Here is a 15,398-nt window from a genome sequence, read left to right on the forward strand (position 1 = left end):
CCTTACTCCTTGCGGGCAGCCCACTCAGCCGCGGAGTACTTTTTCCAGGTCGGTGCCAAGCCCTTCGGTCAGGCGGTCGCGGTTCTCGATCGTGACCGTGACGAGGCGGCAGTCGGGACGCCGCTTCACGCTGCTGATGAATCCTTCCCCCTTCTGCGCCACGGTCGCCAGCAAGGGGGCCGGGCCGTCGAGCACCGCCTCGATCTCCTCGACGAAGCGGCGCGAGAGACATTCCATCTTGCCGATCTCGTCCACGACCACGAGCCGCGCTGCCGCGTGCCGGAGATCGAGCGCCGCTAGCAGGCGCTCGAACCCCGGGATGTCCACGCCGTACCGGCCGACGCGCGGGCCCCTATGCGACGTGTGGGCGAGGACCAGCGTGCGGCCGTCGAGCGTCACCAGCCGAAACCCCCGCCGGGTCCCCTGCTCGCGGATCTCCTCGGTGTAGAAGCCGGCCGGCCGGAAGGCCATGAGCCGCGACACGAGCGCCCGCACGAGCGTGGTCTTGCCGACGCCCGGCCGGCCCGTGAGCAGGAGATGGTGCCAGCCCGCATTATTCACATGGCAGGGCGTCCGCAGCCGCGCCAGCTTGGCCAGCAGCGCGGTCCAGTGGGGGCCCGGCCAGTACACGCGGCCGCAGCCGGGGCACTGGACGAACAGGTGGTGCCGGGCGGCGACGAAGGGCGGCACGTGCGGAGCCGCCTGCGAGGCGGAGATCGCTTTGAGGACCCGGTTGCAATCGGGGCAGCGGGAGAAAGTTTCGGCGCCGACCCAAAGCGGGATTGCCAGTTCCTGCCCGAGCTGCCGGAGCTGGTCATCCAGCCCGTCGCTCGTGAGGAGGCTGCGCCGGCCCCTGAGGACCTTCCGCTGCGCCAGGTAGCCGTCCCGGGTCAGCAGCCAACGGTCCTCCGCGAGCGCCCGGCGGATCAGCTCCTGGTCCGTTGCATTCCGGTCGTAGGCGGTGTCGTGCCCGAGGACCCGCAACCAGCGCGCCAGCTTGCCCAGCATGACGTCGGCGAGAAAGCGCATGGCGTCAGCCCAGCAGCGCTTTCAGCAGCACGGCGGCGGCGAACCCGACCAGGAGGCCGGCGGCGAAGGCCGGCCAGCAGGTTGCCATGTCGCTCATCGTCAGCTTCCTCACATTGAGCAATCGCCGGGCTTGACCCGGTCCCGGCTTGGCGCCCAGAATGCCGGAGCCCGCTCTGCATGACCCTGAACCGGAGCCCTGAGCCTGCCATGGCCGACGGCGCTGATCAAGAGTCTACCTCAGGGGCTGCCCTGTCCGCCGAGCGTCCCGTCTCGCGCCTGGCGCTGGCGAGCCTGGGGGCGGCGGTTCTGGCGGCACTCGCCGCGGTCGCGGCCGGGTTCGGCACGCGCTTGAGTTGGTGGACGTTCCGCACAGAGTTCTCCCTGCTGATCGGCGCCGCCTGTGTCCTGGCCCTGGCCGGCGCGCTGGTCAGCCGCCCCGGCGGCCGCCGCTGCGGGCTGGGGCTGGCGCTGGCGGCGCTCCTGCTCGCCCTGGTCGTCGCGGGCGTGCCGCTGACCTGGCTGCTGCGGGCCCGCAGCGTGCCGCCGATCCACGACATCAGCACGGACCTTGAGGATCCGCCGCGGTTTGTCGCGATCTTGCCGCTCCGGAAGGAGGGGCCGAACTCCGCCGAGTACGGCGGTCCCGAAGTCGCCGCTCAGCAGCGCGGCGCCTACCCCGACGTCAAGCCGCTCATGCTCCCGGTGCCGCCGGATCAGGCCTTCGAGCGGGCGCGGGCCGCGGCCCGCGTGCTCGGCTGGGTGCTCGTGGACGCCAACGCCGCCGAGGGACGGCTGGAGGCGACGGACACGACGTTCTGGTTCGGCTTCACGGACGACGTGGTCGTCCGCATCCGGCCCGCCGAGGGGGGCAGCCGGGTGGACGTGCGGTCGGTGTCCCGCGTCGGGTGCAGCGACGTTGGCGCGAATGCGGCGCGCATCCGGGCCTTCCTCGCGGCGCTGTCGCGCGCGGGGGTATAATGGGCCATGGTCCCGCCCGCGCTCATCCTCCTTGTCTCGCTGCTGCTTCCGCCGAACGGTGCGCCGGCGGCCGCGCAGGAGGCCCCGCCGATCGAGATCCCCGACGAGCTGGACACGCTGGCCGGGCAAATGACCTTTGACCAGCCGACGCGCGTCGCGGGGCGCCTGTTGAGCTTCGACCCCTACGATGAAGCGATTTGGTTCGAGTGGACCCACTTCTTCACCGGCCGGCGCTGGCTGCCCGTGCCGACGGAGATGCAGTTCCTCGTGTACCCGCGGGACGCGACGATGATGGGGTTCTTCCGCCGGCTCAAGCCCGGAGCCATGCTGCGCATGACCGTCCAGATCGGGCCGGACGGGAAGCGCCGCGTGGTGGAGCTTGAAGGCGTCTGAGGGACTGTGGGAGGAACGCGCGCATGGACCGCAAAGCAAGGTTGATGAGCCTATTCGGACTCACGGTGGGGATCCTGGCCGTCACCGGCTCGGCGGCGGTGGCGCAGAGCCAACATCTCACCGAGGCGATCACCCATGTGCAGGCGGCGGTGGCGCAGGGGAAGCAGGGCTACCCCGACGCGCTGGCCACCCAGGCGAAGGAGGCGCTTAAGCATGTCGAGCTGGCTAGGGGGAACGCGGCGAATCTGCACCTCGACGAGGTCGTCCGCCTGCTGAAGGACGCCATCACCCACGCGAAGCAGGGGCGCACGGAACAGGCCACGACGGCGGCGGAACAGGCGCTGATTCACCTCACCCCGGTCGCGCCGGGTGCCCCTGAGGTCTCGTCTGGGTGCGGGTATTAACCGGTCCGGACGAGGGTGGCGCGGAGGAGATGGAGCCGCGTCACTTCGGTGGAGCGAGGTGGGGCGTCGGCTTCTTCGGCGGAGCCGGCTCGAAGCCTGGCACGTACTTGAACGAGTCCACGACGGTGCGCGCGATCACGGGCTTCCCGGTTCGCGGTGACCGCTTGATGAGCCAGGAGTGATGGAGCACGGCCTTGATGCGCGTGCTCCGCGGGGCGGGGGGCTCCCGGATGCTCGCCTCCCATTGCATGACGGACTTGGCTTCCGCCTGATCGCCTGCGGTCTTGACGTCAATCCACTGGTAGATGTGCGCCTCGTCGAAGAACTGCCGCTTCAGCTCCTGGTGGGCCTCGAGCCCGGCGTAGCCCTGCCAGACGTCCTCGCCGAACCTGATCTCGAATCCTTCCTCGGCGATGATGGGGATGAAGGCCGACAGCGGGGCGTGCTCGTCGTGAAGGCGTCCCCATTGGTGAATGAGCTGACGGACTTCGTCTTCAGTGATGGCCGACATGCCGGTCCCCGAGCCGGCCCCTATGGTAGGAAAACCCAGAGCGGAAAGCAAATGCGAAGTTGGGAGGCGCCCTTGGGAAAAACCGGAGCGGCGGGGGCAGGGTGCCTGGAGGCATGGGAGCGCCCGCTACAGGCTCGGCGGTCCGTCGCCGAGCCGAAATTCCAGGAACAGCACCGGGGCGGCGAAGAACCAGGCGGCCTCCTGCTTGTGCTCCACCGTCAGCCGAACGGTCCTCGTCGGGGTGACGAGAATCCCGCTCCGCCACTCCAGGAAGGCGTCCAGGGCCGGCCGATTCAGAAATTGCATCTCCACGGGATGACAGCGCCTTGCATGCAGTCCATTCCCCGGATGTATCGGCGCGTCCGCCCCTCAACCTGAGCCTGCTCGGCGTCGGGCGCCGATCCACGTGATTCGACGCGGCCTTGCAGGTCCCTCGCCGGCAGGGGCTCTTGCCCCGCTCCGATAAGAAACTTTTAATCTCCCGTTAACCCGCCGTTCATCCTGCGCTGCTACGGTACGTCGCCAACGAGGCCGGGCACTCGATCGGGGCAGAGCCGATGGCTCCCGGCCCGCGCAGTTCCCGCCGAGCAAGGAGGCGAACCGCCATGCCATGTCCCAGGTGTCACGGATTGATGGTCTCGGAATGGTTCTTCGACTCGCTGGACGACGCCTGCCTCTGGCGCTGCATCAACTGCGGCTGGATCATGGACGACCTCATCCGCCGGAATCGGGAGCTCCTCTCAGCGGGCGCCAGCCCGCGCCGACCGCGTACCTGACGGCCGGTCGCTCAAGAGGGCGTCTGGCTGGCGGATGAGCCGGCTTGCGCCCTCCGGCCCCAGAGTAGGTAGAGCGGCACCCCCGCCAGGATCGTCGCCGCGGCCAGCGCTGCCTCACTGGGGCGCTCGACGAGGCCGTCGCCGACGATCACGGCGCAGGCGGCGACGAACAGCGCGGGCGTGACCGGGTAACCGGGCACCCGGTAGGGCCGAGGCAGGTGGGGCCGGTGCCGCCGGAGCACGAACACCGCCCCGACCGCCAGCGCGCTAAAGCTCGCCAGGATCACTCCGCTGTAGATCACGAGCTGCTCGAAGGTCCCCGACAGGATCAGCACCGTCGTCCAGGCCGCCTGGAGCAGGATCGCGTTGCCGGGCACGCCGGTCGTGCGTCCCGTCTCGGAGAAGACCTGGGGGAGCAGCCCGTCCTGGGCCATGGCCAGGTACACGCGGGGCCCGGCCCAGGCCATCGCGCTGACCGCCCCGGCGATCGAGATGCAGAGCATCCCGGCGATCAGGAGCGCGCCTGTCCGGCCCAGCAGGGCGGCCGCCGCCTTCTCCGCCACGGGGAGCACGGGCGGCGCCGTGAGCTCGGCGACGGGGAGGGCGTAAAAATAGAGGAGGTTCAGCACGAGGTAAATCCCGGTAACGAAGAGCGTCCCGCCGATCATGATCCGCGGGAGCGCGCGGCGCGGCTCGGCGATCTCCCCGGCGATGTAGCCGGCGACATTCCACCCGGTGTAGGCGTAGAGGATGAAGATCAGCGAGACGACGACCGCCCCGACGCCCGGCGCGGGCGCCGCGTCGTCGGCCGCGAGATGGCTCCAGCTCCCCTGGCCGAAGGCCAGGCCGCCGATGACCAGCAGAAGGATTGCCGTCACCTTCGCCGAGGTGAGCACCCGCTGGACGAGCCCGCCGGGGCCGACCCCGGCGACGTGGACCGCCGCGAGGATCCAGACCAGGGCGACCGCCAGGCCCTTGGCGGCCAAGCCGCCGTCCTCAGCCACGGGGACGATCCGCAGGAAATACGAGGCGAAGCTCATGGCGGCGGCCGCCATGGCCGCGCCGAATCCGACGGTGAACGACGCCCACCCGCTGAGGAACGCGGCCAGCGGCCCGTAGGCCTCGCGCAGATAGATGTAATCGCCGCCGGCCTGCGGCATGGCGGCTCCGAGCTCCCCATAGGCCATCGCGCCGGCCAAGGCGAGCAGGCCGCCGAGGAGCCAGAGAGAGAGGACGAGCACCGGGTCGCCGAGATCGCGCGCGAGGAAGCCGGTGGTGCTGAAGATGCCGCTACCGATGACGTTGCTGACCAGGACGCAGGCGGCGGTGAACCAGCCCACCCGGGGGGCCGCGCCGCTGGTCGTCTCGCTGGCCTCGCGCCTCATCGGCTCCGAATGCACGCCGAGCGGGGCGGCCGGGTCGCACCGGCGATCCCGAGCTCACCCCAGCCGCTCGATCCGGCGGACGGCTTCCTCGAGTCCGCGTCCGTCTTGGCGAAGCAGAACCGGATGAAGCGTGCCCCCTCGGCTCCTTGAAAGAAAGCCTCGCCCGGCACGCCGGCACCCCGGTCTGCTCCAGGCAGATACCTGGCGCGGTCCTTACCGGTGGCGCCGGGCAGCAGGATACCCCGGCGGCGCGGCGCCGTCCACCGCGGCGCCGGGCTCGGTCGTCATTCGTCCTTCGTGCGCACCTTAGGCTTGACTTTCAGCGCCCGCCACTTCCAGGGCGGGATCGGCTCGCGATCGGCCCAGAGCCCGCGCCGGGCCGCGTGGGCCTCCGCTTCGAGGATCGGCAGGCTGCCGTCGCCCGCGTAGGTGCGCTCCCACCAGCAGAGGCCGGCGCGGACCAGCTCCCGGTTGAGGTTGCGTCCGTCGGGGAGCGTCACGATGCCGTGGATCGCTCCGGCCTGATCGCGCCCCTCGTCCTTGACGCCGACCTCCTGGCCGGCCGCCAGGCTAAAGACCCCTTGCCGCGCCCGCTTCCCAAACGCCTGCCCGATCTCGGGGCAGTCCACCCCGCTCAAGCGGACCGGCTGCTCGACGCCGTTGCGGAGCACGGTCAGGTGGTCGCCGTCCGTCACTGCGACTACCCTGCCGGAGAAGGTGCCCGGTGGAGTGAGCGGGGCTGGGGGCGCCGGCAGGGGCGGGGCGGCGCAGGCCGCGAGCGCCAGGCTCAGGACGATCACGATCGGGCGTCGTGCCATCGGCGGTCACCCCCGCTGCGGGCCGAGCGCCACGCGCAGGAAGGCGCCGAGCCGGGCGAGGACCACCGGCGGAATCTCATGCGCCCCCTGGAAGCTGACCCAGTCCACGACGAGGCCGGCCTGCGCGAGCCGGTCGCGGAGCTGCTCGGCCAGGAAGAACGGCAGGATCGGGTCGCTCCGGCCGTGGCTCTGAAAGACGCGGAGCCCGCGCCGCCGGGGCATGAGCGGGCGCCACTCTTCGTCGGCAATGAGCGTGCCGGACAGGAGCGCGAGGCCGGCCAGCTTGCGGTCGCTGCGCAGCGCGGCGTCGCAGGCGAGCATGGCGCCCTGGGAGAACCCGCCGAGCACCGTCCGCTCCGGGGGCGCGGCGAGGCGGCGCTCCGCCTCCTGCAGCAATGCAAGCAGGCGCTCGCGGGCCGGGGCGAGGCCCGCGGGCACGGCGCGGGTATAGTCGCGCGCCCGCCCGGCCGCGACGTCGCGGTTCAGCCGCTCGAGGTCGAGCAGCCACCAGGCACGTGCTTCGGCGAGCCCCGTGGCGAGTGCGAGCGGTCCTTCGGGGAACAGAAACCGGGTGCCGGCCGGCGCCTCCAGCAACGGCGCGAGCGGGACGAGATCGTCGCCGGGCGCACCGAACCCGTGCAGGAGCACGACCAGGGGCCCATCGCCGCCTCCCTGGCCGTCCGTCCCGCCGGTGAGCCTGGCCCGCAAGCCGCCGAGGTGGTGGATCGTCTGCGCCATCGCGCAGGGATCGTACCGGAGCGGCTTCCGGGAAGTCCAGCCACGGGGCAATGGATCCCAGGGGCCCGCGCCCGTCGGCCCGGCGATTTTGCGCTTGACCCGGCGGGACGGCCATACTATAACGGCGCGCGTGAGCCAGGCCACCGCGATCCTACGAGGTCCCCGCCGCGTCCCCGGTTCACCAGCGATTCTTCAGGAGCGCAATGATCCACCCTCGGCGTGACGGCGGCGCGCCACAGCCCTCTCGGTATGCGCGATGGTGGACGGTCCTGATCGCAGCCGGCTTGCTGGTCGGCTGCGGCGCCTCCGTGCGCGTCGAGCCGCTCTCGGGCCACCGTTATCCCGAGCGACCCAAGGGCTTCGTGGTGGAGGCGCTGGACGCCGAGCCGGCGCGGCCGCACGTGAAGCTGGCCCGGCTTATCGCGACGAGCGAGTACGGCGACGAGGACGACCTGGACGCGAAGATCCTCGAGTCCGCCCGCCGGCTGGGTGCGGATGCCGTCATCATGGGCAAGATGGACGTGCTCGAGGGTCCGAACACGAGTCAGGGATACATGTCCACCAACGCGCCCGACGTGCAAAGCTCGCTCTTCGGCGGGCTGGGGAGCGGCGTGCCCTTCTTCTTCGATCCTTGGACGTATGTGCAGGGGGCAGACCGCGTGGACTATCTGAATTACAAATCCGGGCTGGCGATCCGGTATCTGCCGGGCGCGGCCATGGGATGGCCCTGAGGTCGCCCCGCGCCGCGCCAGAAGGCAATAGAAAAGGAGTCGTTATGCGTGAACGATGGCTGGCCGTTGTCGGTGCGGTAATTGTCCTGGCCGTCCAGGGCTGCGCGAGCGCGCCCGGCGCCGGCTCGGCGCAGCCGGCCCATCCGGCCCATCCGGCCGACCCCATGCTAGGGATGCTGCACGCGCACCTAAGCCAGTTGGAATCCAACCTCGCGGGGCTGTCCAAGCGGATCGCGACGCTCAAGGAGATGGCGGACCATGAGGATCCAATCATCCGCGAGATCCGGGCCCTGGACATCACCGGGTGGGAGATGCACCAGCAGCAGTGGCTCCTCCAGCGGGACCACCTGCGCTACGCGGAGCGCCAGCTCCAGCGCGTCAAGGAGCAGCCCGAGCAGAAGGCGCAGATCCTCGACGAATGGACAAAGCACGAGCGCGAGTTCGAGAGCGCCCTGGAGGACTTCCGGGCGCAGCGGCACGAGCTGGAGCGCAAGCGGCTCCAGGCCGAGGCCCGGCTGATCGAACGGCATTTCCGGTGACCGGCGGGGCGTCCATGAGACGGCGGCAGGACCGGCCGGGGCAGCTCGCGGCGGAGGCGCTGCTCTGCGCGGCGCTGACCGCCTGCACGAGCGTGGACATGATCCGGATGACGAACGAGACCTTTCCCCCCAAGGCCTCCACCGACGAAGTCGAGGTGCTCGATCGTGTCCCCACATGCCCGCACATCCAACTCGCGGAGCTGATCATCGAGGAGAGCACGGACAGCTACGACGCCATGCAGGCGAAAATCCTCAAGAAGGCAGCCCAGCTCGGCGCGGACGCCGTGCTGTTCGCCAAGCCGGAGAAGGAGATCCGGCATCAGGTGGCCTACTCCTCCCCGATGGTCGGGCCGTGGGCCTATCCGATGGGGTGGGGGTACGGCGGCTGGATGTACGACCCCTACGGGTTCGGCATGGGCTATGGAAGCATGGCGGTGCCCTACGACCAGGCCGTGCGCTCGCTCAAGGGGCTCGCGATCCGCTACACGAATGCTAGCGGGCCCAGGTGCTAGCCCTGCGCGTGCCGGGGCGTCGGATGCTCGCGGTGCGGACGAGGCCTAGTGCCCGGCGCTTGTGCTCGTACTCCTTGGGCGTATAGCAGAGGAGATCCACGCCGATCCGTAGCGGCGATCCGTAGACAGGGCGGGAGCAGGCTACCGGCTCTCCCTGTTCGGGAACCAGGGCACGAACGCGCTGGTGGCCCGCTGGTAGCGGCGATAGTCCTCGCCGCGGGTGGCGAGCGCCTGCGCCTCGGCGAGCGGGATGCCGGAGATCTTCAAGAGGAAGACCAGCATGATGACCGGATTGATGAGCGTCAGCAGGCCGCCGGGGACCCCAATGCCCATGACGACGTAGGCGCACCAATGGAGCCACTCGAAGAAGTAGTTCGGGTGGCGGGAGTACCGCCAGAGCCCCTCCCGGCAGGTCCGGCCCCGGTTGGCCGGGTCGGCGCGAAACCGCGCGAGCTGCCGATTGGCCGAGGTCTCGCCCCACACCGCCGCTAGCCAGATCGGCAGGCCCGCCAGCTCCCACAGGCTGAAGGTTGGCCGGGGGTTCTGCATGAGGCGCAGCAAGGGGAGCGAGAACAGGATGATGCCGGCGGCCTGGGCTTGAAACAAGAGGAAGAAGTAGAGCGGGGCGCGCGTGCCCCAGGCGATCCGGAGCGACTGGTAGCGGTGGTCTTCCGAGCGGCGATGCACCCGCTCCTGATAGAGGTAGAGGCCCAGGGGGAGGGCATAGCCGGCGATCAGCGCCGCGAGCAGGAGGCGGCGCGCTGGCTCCCCGTAGGTCCCCAGCGCGTAGAGCAGGAGGACGCCGATCAGCCCGACGCACCAGCCAATGTCCACCCAGCCGGCGTTCGCCTGCCTGTACTGGACCAGCCACAGGGCCGCCAGCAACAGGGCGCAGCCGCCCCATGCCCAGACGACCAGCGTAAGGGGGGTCATGGAGCAGTTCTGCAGTCGCGCGTCACGCCGCGCGCGCCGGCTGCCTCCCCGGCCCGTCTCAGCAGCGCGTCAACCCCGACCGCCAACTCGCCCCCAACGCGGGCACCCGTATCTGCGGGAATACAGACGTACCGGGCAGGATACGGAGGGAAGTGCGGAGAAAGAAGTGCCGGCCCCTTACTCGTCGTCGTCCTCGTTGGCCTCGAGGGCTTCCTGCCGCCGCTGCTCCTCCATCGCATTGTGAAGCAGCATCCGGATAAACATCGAGTAGAGCGATCCCTTCTCCAACGTGCCGCCGGGCGGAATCGCGATCTTGCCTTCCTTAATCATCCGGTCGAGCCATTCTTTCTGATCCGGCGAGATCAGCACCGGAATCTCGACCAGTCCCACCTTGCCGAACATGTCCATGGCGTCCCCCTGTGACGACTTCCGCAGGAATTTCGCGCGCTAGGCGACCATTTCAGCACGCGACTTTTTCCTTTGTCAACCAACTCCGCCGGCTGCCCGGCGGGGAGCTCCAGCGACCGGCGGCGTGGCACGGATCATGCGAGGTGGGGCCGAGAGAAGGCTGCTTTCTCCCCCTTGACTAATCAGGCGAGAGGGCGCATGGTAAAGCTGTTTCGTGCACACGTTGCGAAGGGAGGTGATGACGCCAGCCATGACGCCACCGGACAAGGGTGGCCCGCTCCTGTGAAACCAACCGAGGAGTGACGCTGGGCGACTCCGGAGAGAACCGAAGGTGCGCATCTGCCGCCAGGTGTCGATAGGCACGACCGACGAAGGCCGCAGGCTTACAGCAGATGCGGGACATCGGACAAGGCGATGTCCGGTTGCCTCTCCCCACGAGCTTGACCGGCCCGTCCTCGACACAGGAGCGGGCCTTTTTTTGTGTTCTCCACCCAACCGCCCTCATTCCCCCACCTGATCGAAGCCCCTCACGGACCTGCTGCGCGCGCACGGCTCTTGCACAGCTTCGTTGCCGTTGATGTGGCTCCAACAGGTGGAGCCCGTGGACAGCCGCAAAGGAGCCCCCCATGGAAACCAACCGTCGCCTTCTCATCGCGCTTGCCGTCGCCTTGGCCATCATCCTCGGAACACCGGCTCCGGGACATGCGGGCGCAGGCGCATCGCGGCCAGCCGGCGGCAAATCTGCCCAGCCGGCGCCCAGCGTGAAGCCGGCGTCCCCGCCGGCCGGAGCACGCACGATCGCACGTGGCCGGGCCGTCGTGCCCCGGAGAGCGCTCAGACCCTGCGCGAGGCTCTCGGTCAAAGAGCTGCCAGGCCCCGCGATCCGCCAACCATGTTCCAGCCTGCGATCCGGCGTGCATCGTTCGCCGTGGACGCTCTTGCGGCGGAGGTCCGGCAGCCTCGAAGCGGGTCCCTGGGCAGGCTTCTTTGCCCTGCTCGACGACGAGCGGGCCCAGGTGCTCGATCGGGCGCGCATCCGCGTGCTGGACGGCGATACTTTCGTCTACGGAAGCCAGAAGATCCGCATCAAGGGTTTCGACGCGCCCGAGCTGCTGGAGCCCGGCGGCTTCGAGGCGATGAAGCGGCTCGACGAGCTCCTGCACGAGGGGCAGGTCATGATGGTGCCGGACGCGGTGGACGCCTATGGCCGGCTCGTCGCCTACGTATACGTGGATCAGAACAGCGTCGCCGAGACCATGAAACTCGAAGGCCACGAGAAGCCAGGGAGGCGGTGACGGCCCGACGCCGCGCCTCTCGTTGCTCGTCCCTCGTCGCTCGCAAGCCTGTGTCTTCCGGGTCGTCGGTCGCCGTTGGCATCAGGGGGAGAAGTATTGGACGGTTCCCCACACCGATGGTGCGATCGCGGCCCTGCTGGCCCTCTTTGCCGGGGAGCCGGTGGAGGTGATGAGTTATGCCCACGTGTTGAATCGGGGCGGCAAAGGTGTGCGAAGTCCGGTAGACTCGCGCTAAGCCAGGACTGACCAGGGGGGCTTATGCGGAACCAGATCAGATCCCCACGGACAAGGCTCCGTCGAGGAAAAGCCATATCTCATAGGCTAGTTTTGCGCAGCTCTATTGCGGGGAACCCGACGGGAGCTTATACTGCCATCGGACCCATCCGGGGTCTTTTACAGAACCAGATAATCCATAGTTAGACGCACAAGGAGCAGCACCAATCAAATGGAACGGAAACGCCGAGGTCCTGAGCCGCCGGGCGAGCCCGAGGTGGATCCCGCTACCGGGAAGCGGCTGCTGGAGTCTCAGATTGAGAAGGGACGGGTGTTGCTCCAGAGTCGGCCGCTGGCCCGCGACGCATACGACCAATGGGAGTTGCTCACTCGGAACTACCTTGAGAAGGCATTCGGAAGGAACTCCCCGAATGTGAGCAGTGTCATGGACGTCGGGAAGTACGGAGCTTTTCCCTCGACGAACGCCGGGGAGGGTTTCTGGGAAAACCACCGGGCCAAGAGTCTCGTGACGCAGCTCACGCGCCTTGAAGGCTTGGTTGAGTTACTCGGCACGGAGTTGCAGCTCCGCGGCAGCGGTGCGATAGCCAGGACTGAGGCAGCGCAGCCAGCTGGTCATCGCGTCTTCTTGGTGCACGGTCATGACGAGGCGGCGTCGCACGAGGTTGCACGGTTCCTTGAGCAGCTGGACCAGGACGTGATCATCCTCCGGGAGCAACCGAACAAGGGCCGCACGATCATCGAGAAGTTCGAGGACTACACGAATGTTGGCTTTGCCATCGTTCTTCTGACGCCCGATGACAAGGGTGGCTTCGTCGATGCGCCTGGTGACTCGCAGCGTCCGCGTGCGCGCCAGAACGTAATCCTCGAGTTGGGGTACTTCCTGGGTCGCCTTGGTCGTTCACGTGTATGTGCCTTGTACGTGGAAGGAGTCGAGATCCCATCCGACTACTCCGGCGTTCTGTATGTGAAACTGGACTGTGGCGGTGGATGGAGGATCAATCTCGCCAAGGAGCTGAAAGCAGCGGGCCTCCCCGTCGACATGAACAAGGCTCTATGATGGCACAGGCGTCTAACATCGGCATGCAGCGGACGGCGCTCCGCGCCGCCGCTGATGCTAGGCGTTGGGCGGCCACAGGATCAGCTGGGGAGTTAGCATGAGGAACTGTGCAAGGGCGCGTCTCCGTGCAGGGGACTGGAGCGGTTCATCTCTGTTCGAATCTGCGCTGAGCGTCCCGACGGAGGAGATCGAGTTCCTCTTCTCAGGAACGAGCCTTGTTCCATGGGCAGAATACGTCCTAAACCCCCGCCGGCTGCGCGGTAGCGACTTCCTGATGCGCTGGTCGCAAGGCCAATGGAGTGAGGAGCGTATCGTTCAGGCTGTGAACGATACCGGCCGGTACTTTGCGTTGCCCTATGGCCCGAGCGGCACGGCTCCGGAAGGCGATGTCAGAGAGTTCGAGCTTTACTTTGAGCGCCTGGAGAAGGCGGGCCTCGGGAAGATGAAGCGGCCGGACTTGCTGATAGTGCGGGCAGCCGACAGGACCAAAGTCGAGAGGCTCGTCAAGGATCTAGGAGGTCTGAAGGAGCTGCCATTCACGCGCGAAAGCGATCCACGAATGGCGGAGCTCATCGCTCGGGCAGTCGTAGCGACAGAATGCGAGAACAGCCTATGGCGGGCGAAGCAGATGCCCAACTATGGGGCCCAACTCACACCGCAGCGGAGGCTTCGCGGGAAACCTGGCCTCAAAAAAACCGCTGTGGTTCCTACGGTCATTCTGAAGGAGGAGGACCGCAGGCCGCTCAGCGAGTGGCAACGCACCCACGGCGTTCCCGTCCATATCTGGCACGTCTTCTACGACATAGCGTTTGGGATTTCCATCACGCCTACCCCTTGGGCGAAGGCGTCGAGGAGCCAGCGCTCGTCGCTGCGCGCATCACTGACAAGAACGGTCACATCCTGCCCTACGTCAGGTTCCAAGGCGGGAAGCTGGCGTTGTCCCGTGAGGCTCTGGGTATGCTCGACACCCTCGCACGCCGGAATCCGGGAAAGCCGCGATGATGAGACAGCCCCAGAAGCTCCCTCCAAGTGGCCCTGAGCGCGAAGCCCTGCGAGAGAAGGGGCAGTTTTGGACCCCGGACTGGGTCGCGGAGGCAATGGTGGGCTATGTACTTGCAGGTGGCGCCGAGACCATCTTTGACCCCGCGGTCGGGGGCGGCGCCTTCTTCCGAGCCGCCAAGATTGTAGGCCAAGACCTCGGTCGCAAGTGTCGGCTCCTGGGTACCGAGGTGGACCCCAGAACATTGAACGAGGCACGGGCGCGCGGTCTTTCGGAGACCGACCTCGGGCTGGTGGAGCTAAGAGACTTCGTCGTGGATCCTCCGCCGGGTCGCTTCGAGGCAATCGTCGCCAATCCGCCCTACATTCGCCATCACCGGCTCCCGCCGCCACTGAAGGCCAAGCTGCGGAGCTTTGGGATGCTTACGGTCGGTCGCCCCCTCGATGGGCGAGCCGGCATCCACGTCTACTTCCTACTCCGTGCATTGCAACTCCTCGACCCCGAGCGGGGGCGGCTCGCTTTCATCATGCCGGCTGACACCTGCGAAGGCGTGTTTGCTCCTATCCTCTGGGAATGGGTGAGCCGGCACTACCGGATTGACGCCGTGGTGACCTTCGACGCCGAAGCCTCGCCGTTCCCGAGGGTAGACACGAACGCGCTGATCTTCATGATTCGTCGGACGGCACCGGCGCCGGAGTTCCTGTGGGCTCGCTGCACCGAGGCGGGTACCGATGCGCTGAAGCGTTGGACGCTCTCCCAGTTTCGGTATCGCCCCACACGCGGCCTCGTCGTCCACCGGCGCAAATTGGCTGAAGGGTTGACCACTGGCCTGTCGCGGCCTCCACGCGAGGTTACACCGGCAGGCCCCTCGCTTGTGGATTTCGCGACAGTCCTGCGGGGCATCGCCACTGGGGCGAATGACTTCTTCTTCCTGACGCAAAAGCAGGTCCAAGCCCTGGCGATTCCGCGAACCTTCCTGGTGCGGGCGATCGGCCGCACGCGGGACGTGCCGGGCGATGTGATTGACGAGCAGCTCTTGGCGGCGCTCGATAGTTCGGACCGGCCAACACTGCTGTTCTGCCCGGACGGTCGCCCACTCGATCGTTTCCCAGCGACCGTGCGGCGGTATCTGGAGGTGGGCGAGCGGAAGGGGCTTGCTGAGCGGCCACTCATTGCGTCCCGGCGGCCCTGGTACAAGATGGAGGTGAGAAAGGCTCCGCCTATCCTGTTTGCCTACCTCGGTCGCCGGAATGCTCGGTTCGTGAGGAACCTGGCAAACGTGGTACCACTCACCGGGTTCCTGTGTGTCTACCCCCGGTCAGACGACCCGGCCTTTCTAGAGAGGCTATGGTCCGTACTCAATGACCCCGCGACGCTGAAGAACCTGTCGCTCGTTGGCAAGTCCTATGGCTCCGGCTGTATTAAGGTGGAACCCCGAGCACTTGAGCGCCTTCCCTTGCCGGAGGATGTCGTTAGTAAGTCTCAACTGCAATTACCATTGCGCTCCATCCAAGCGGCTCTACCATTGCAATGGGCCACGGCTCCTGCTGGCTGACCTGCGTCTCCTCATTGATGCCCTTGCCTTTTGCCGTTCGCGTGAGCGAATCGGCACCAAGTATTCGTTGCCGCCCAACAACAGCCTGCAGCGGTCGGCGCT

Annotated in this window: 19 protein-coding genes; 11 read left to right on the top strand and 8 right to left on the bottom strand. The window is 67.7% G+C overall.

Going from position 1 to position 15,398, the window contains the following annotated elements:
• Nucleotides 1-24: 24 nt before the first annotated feature.
• Nucleotides 25-1,029, bottom strand: a complete 1,005-nt coding sequence (locus ACWHYQ_RS09840; RefSeq protein WP_447971953.1) for a nucleoside-triphosphatase — start codon at nt 1,027-1,029, stop codon at nt 25-27.
• A 207-nt stretch (nt 1,030-1,236) separates the two neighbouring features.
• Here ACWHYQ_RS09840 and ACWHYQ_RS09845 point away from each other — a divergent pair, with 207 nt between their 5' ends.
• Genes ACWHYQ_RS09845 through smbP form a run of 3 tightly spaced genes read left to right on the top strand, consistent with a single transcriptional unit; the run spans nt 1,237 to nt 2,804 of the window.
• Nucleotides 1,237-2,007, top strand: coding sequence for a DUF1499 domain-containing protein (locus tag ACWHYQ_RS09845; protein ID WP_447971954.1), 771 nt, complete (start codon nt 1,237-1,239; stop codon nt 2,005-2,007).
• Nucleotides 2,008-2,013: 6 nt separating this feature from the next.
• Nucleotides 2,014-2,400: a hypothetical protein gene (locus ACWHYQ_RS09850; RefSeq protein WP_447971955.1), complete on the top strand. Its 387-nt coding sequence runs from the start codon at nt 2,014-2,016 to the stop codon at nt 2,398-2,400.
• 23 nt (nt 2,401-2,423) lie between these two features.
• On the top strand, nt 2,424-2,804 hold the full coding sequence (gene smbP, locus ACWHYQ_RS09855) for a small metal-binding protein SmbP (protein WP_447971956.1): 381 nt from the start codon (nt 2,424-2,426) through the stop codon (nt 2,802-2,804).
• A 40-nt stretch (nt 2,805-2,844) separates the two neighbouring features.
• Here the strand turns inward: smbP and ACWHYQ_RS09860 are convergent, their stop codons facing one another.
• The gene (locus tag ACWHYQ_RS09860) at nt 2,845-3,315 is read right to left on the bottom strand and encodes a hypothetical protein (protein WP_447971957.1); all 471 of its coding nucleotides are present in this window, start codon (nt 3,313-3,315) and stop codon (nt 2,845-2,847) included.
• A gap of 126 nt (nt 3,316-3,441) precedes the next feature.
• Nucleotides 3,442-3,627, bottom strand: coding sequence for a hypothetical protein (locus ACWHYQ_RS09865; RefSeq protein ID WP_447971958.1), 186 nt, complete (start codon nt 3,625-3,627; stop codon nt 3,442-3,444).
• A 293-nt stretch (nt 3,628-3,920) separates the two neighbouring features.
• Between ACWHYQ_RS09865 and ACWHYQ_RS09870 the strand changes: the two genes are divergently transcribed.
• Complete coding sequence (locus ACWHYQ_RS09870) at nt 3,921-4,091, top strand: hypothetical protein (RefSeq protein WP_447971959.1); 171 nt, start codon at nt 3,921-3,923, stop codon at nt 4,089-4,091.
• Nucleotides 4,092-4,102: 11 nt separating this feature from the next.
• On the opposite strand, the gene ACWHYQ_RS09875 is transcribed toward ACWHYQ_RS09870, so the two are convergent.
• The 3 genes from ACWHYQ_RS09875 to ACWHYQ_RS09885 all read right to left on the bottom strand — a co-directional run bounded on the left by ACWHYQ_RS09875 (nt 4,103) and on the right by ACWHYQ_RS09885 (nt 7,032).
• Nucleotides 4,103-5,476, bottom strand: coding sequence for an APC family permease (locus ACWHYQ_RS09875; protein ID WP_447971960.1), 1,374 nt, complete (start codon nt 5,474-5,476; stop codon nt 4,103-4,105).
• Nucleotides 5,477-5,760: 284 nt separating this feature from the next.
• A complete protein-coding gene (locus ACWHYQ_RS09880) occupies nt 5,761-6,294 on the bottom strand; it encodes a thermonuclease family protein (protein WP_447971961.1) in 534 nt (177 codons plus the stop codon).
• A gap of 6 nt (nt 6,295-6,300) precedes the next feature.
• Complete coding sequence (locus tag ACWHYQ_RS09885) at nt 6,301-7,032, bottom strand: alpha/beta hydrolase (protein WP_447971962.1); 732 nt, start codon at nt 7,030-7,032, stop codon at nt 6,301-6,303.
• A gap of 203 nt (nt 7,033-7,235) precedes the next feature.
• On the opposite strand from ACWHYQ_RS09885, the gene ACWHYQ_RS09890 reads away from it, so the two are divergent.
• Genes ACWHYQ_RS09890 through ACWHYQ_RS09900 form a run of 3 tightly spaced genes read left to right on the top strand, consistent with a single transcriptional unit; the run spans nt 7,236 to nt 8,814 of the window.
• Nucleotides 7,236-7,763 carry a hypothetical protein gene (locus tag ACWHYQ_RS09890; RefSeq protein ID WP_447971963.1) on the top strand — a complete coding sequence of 176 codons (528 nt, stop codon included), beginning with the start codon at nt 7,236-7,238 and terminating at the stop codon, nt 7,761-7,763.
• A 44-nt stretch (nt 7,764-7,807) separates the two neighbouring features.
• Nucleotides 7,808-8,302 (top strand): hypothetical protein, encoded by a 495-nt coding sequence (locus tag ACWHYQ_RS09895; RefSeq protein WP_447971964.1) that lies wholly within the window; start codon nt 7,808-7,810, stop codon nt 8,300-8,302.
• A 14-nt stretch (nt 8,303-8,316) separates the two neighbouring features.
• Complete coding sequence (locus ACWHYQ_RS09900) at nt 8,317-8,814, top strand: hypothetical protein (protein ID WP_447971965.1); 498 nt, start codon at nt 8,317-8,319, stop codon at nt 8,812-8,814.
• A gap of 141 nt (nt 8,815-8,955) precedes the next feature.
• Here the strand turns inward: ACWHYQ_RS09900 and ACWHYQ_RS09905 are convergent, their stop codons facing one another.
• Together ACWHYQ_RS09905 and ACWHYQ_RS09910 are read right to left on the bottom strand one after the other, a co-directional pair.
• On the bottom strand, nt 8,956-9,747 hold the full coding sequence (locus ACWHYQ_RS09905) for a DUF1295 domain-containing protein (protein ID WP_447971966.1): 792 nt from the start codon (nt 9,745-9,747) through the stop codon (nt 8,956-8,958).
• Nucleotides 9,748-9,924: 177 nt separating this feature from the next.
• On the bottom strand, nt 9,925-10,155 hold the full coding sequence (locus ACWHYQ_RS09910; RefSeq protein ID WP_447971967.1) for a hypothetical protein: 231 nt from the start codon (nt 10,153-10,155) through the stop codon (nt 9,925-9,927).
• Nucleotides 10,156-11,093: 938 nt separating this feature from the next.
• Between ACWHYQ_RS09910 and ACWHYQ_RS09915 the strand changes: the two genes are divergently transcribed.
• The 4 genes from ACWHYQ_RS09915 to ACWHYQ_RS09930 all read left to right on the top strand — a co-directional run bounded on the left by ACWHYQ_RS09915 (nt 11,094) and on the right by ACWHYQ_RS09930 (nt 15,296).
• A complete protein-coding gene (locus tag ACWHYQ_RS09915; RefSeq protein WP_447971968.1) occupies nt 11,094-11,450 on the top strand; it encodes a thermonuclease family protein in 357 nt (118 codons plus the stop codon).
• Nucleotides 11,451-11,895: 445 nt separating this feature from the next.
• Entirely contained in the window at nt 11,896-12,741 is an 846-nt protein-coding gene (locus tag ACWHYQ_RS09920; RefSeq protein WP_447971969.1) for a TIR domain-containing protein, read from the top strand.
• Between the two features lie 97 nt (nt 12,742-12,838).
• Nucleotides 12,839-13,780 (top strand): AccI family restriction endonuclease, encoded by a 942-nt coding sequence (locus ACWHYQ_RS09925; RefSeq protein WP_447971970.1) that lies wholly within the window; start codon nt 12,839-12,841, stop codon nt 13,778-13,780.
• On the top strand, nt 13,740-15,296 hold the full coding sequence (locus ACWHYQ_RS09930; RefSeq protein ID WP_447971971.1) for an N-6 DNA methylase: 1,557 nt from the start codon (nt 13,740-13,742) through the stop codon (nt 15,294-15,296). The genes ACWHYQ_RS09925 and ACWHYQ_RS09930 overlap by 41 nt, the downstream gene beginning before the upstream one ends.
• Nucleotides 15,297-15,398 lie beyond the last annotated feature (102 nt).

The sequence above is a fragment of the Nitrospira sp. Kam-Ns4a genome, from assembly GCF_965152595.1.

Bases quoted from the DNA above. Each gene is read 5' to 3' on its own strand.
- ACWHYQ_RS09905 (WP_447971966.1), bottom strand. From the start codon at position 9,747: ATGACCCCCCTTACGCTGGTCGTCTGGGCATGGGGCGGCTGCGCCCTG.
- ACWHYQ_RS09920 (WP_447971969.1), top strand. From the start codon at position 11,896: ATGGAACGGAAACGCCGAGGTCCTGAGCCGCCGGGCGAGCCCGAGGTG.
- ACWHYQ_RS09885 (WP_447971962.1), bottom strand. From the start codon at position 7,032: ATGGCGCAGACGATCCACCACCTCGGCGGCTTGCGGGCCAGGCTCACC.
- ACWHYQ_RS09930 (WP_447971971.1), top strand. From the start codon at position 13,740: ATGATGAGACAGCCCCAGAAGCTCCCTCCAAGTGGCCCTGAGCGCGAA.
- ACWHYQ_RS09890 (WP_447971963.1), top strand. From the start codon at position 7,236: ATGATCCACCCTCGGCGTGACGGCGGCGCGCCACAGCCCTCTCGGTAT.
- ACWHYQ_RS09850 (WP_447971955.1), top strand. From the start codon at position 2,014: ATGGTCCCGCCCGCGCTCATCCTCCTTGTCTCGCTGCTGCTTCCGCCG.
- ACWHYQ_RS09845 (WP_447971954.1), top strand. From the start codon at position 1,237: ATGGCCGACGGCGCTGATCAAGAGTCTACCTCAGGGGCTGCCCTGTCC.
- ACWHYQ_RS09900 (WP_447971965.1), top strand. From the start codon at position 8,317: ATGAGACGGCGGCAGGACCGGCCGGGGCAGCTCGCGGCGGAGGCGCTG.
- ACWHYQ_RS09860 (WP_447971957.1), bottom strand. From the start codon at position 3,315: ATGTCGGCCATCACTGAAGACGAAGTCCGTCAGCTCATTCACCAATGG.
- ACWHYQ_RS09895 (WP_447971964.1), top strand. From the start codon at position 7,808: ATGCGTGAACGATGGCTGGCCGTTGTCGGTGCGGTAATTGTCCTGGCC.
- ACWHYQ_RS09875 (WP_447971960.1), bottom strand. From the start codon at position 5,476: ATGAGGCGCGAGGCCAGCGAGACGACCAGCGGCGCGGCCCCCCGGGTG.
- smbP (WP_447971956.1), top strand. From the start codon at position 2,424: ATGGACCGCAAAGCAAGGTTGATGAGCCTATTCGGACTCACGGTGGGG.
- ACWHYQ_RS09870 (WP_447971959.1), top strand. From the start codon at position 3,921: ATGCCATGTCCCAGGTGTCACGGATTGATGGTCTCGGAATGGTTCTTC.
- ACWHYQ_RS09910 (WP_447971967.1), bottom strand. From the start codon at position 10,155: ATGGACATGTTCGGCAAGGTGGGACTGGTCGAGATTCCGGTGCTGATC.
- ACWHYQ_RS09880 (WP_447971961.1), bottom strand. From the start codon at position 6,294: ATGGCACGACGCCCGATCGTGATCGTCCTGAGCCTGGCGCTCGCGGCC.
- ACWHYQ_RS09925 (WP_447971970.1), top strand. From the start codon at position 12,839: ATGAGGAACTGTGCAAGGGCGCGTCTCCGTGCAGGGGACTGGAGCGGT.
- ACWHYQ_RS09840 (WP_447971953.1), bottom strand. From the start codon at position 1,029: ATGCGCTTTCTCGCCGACGTCATGCTGGGCAAGCTGGCGCGCTGGTTG.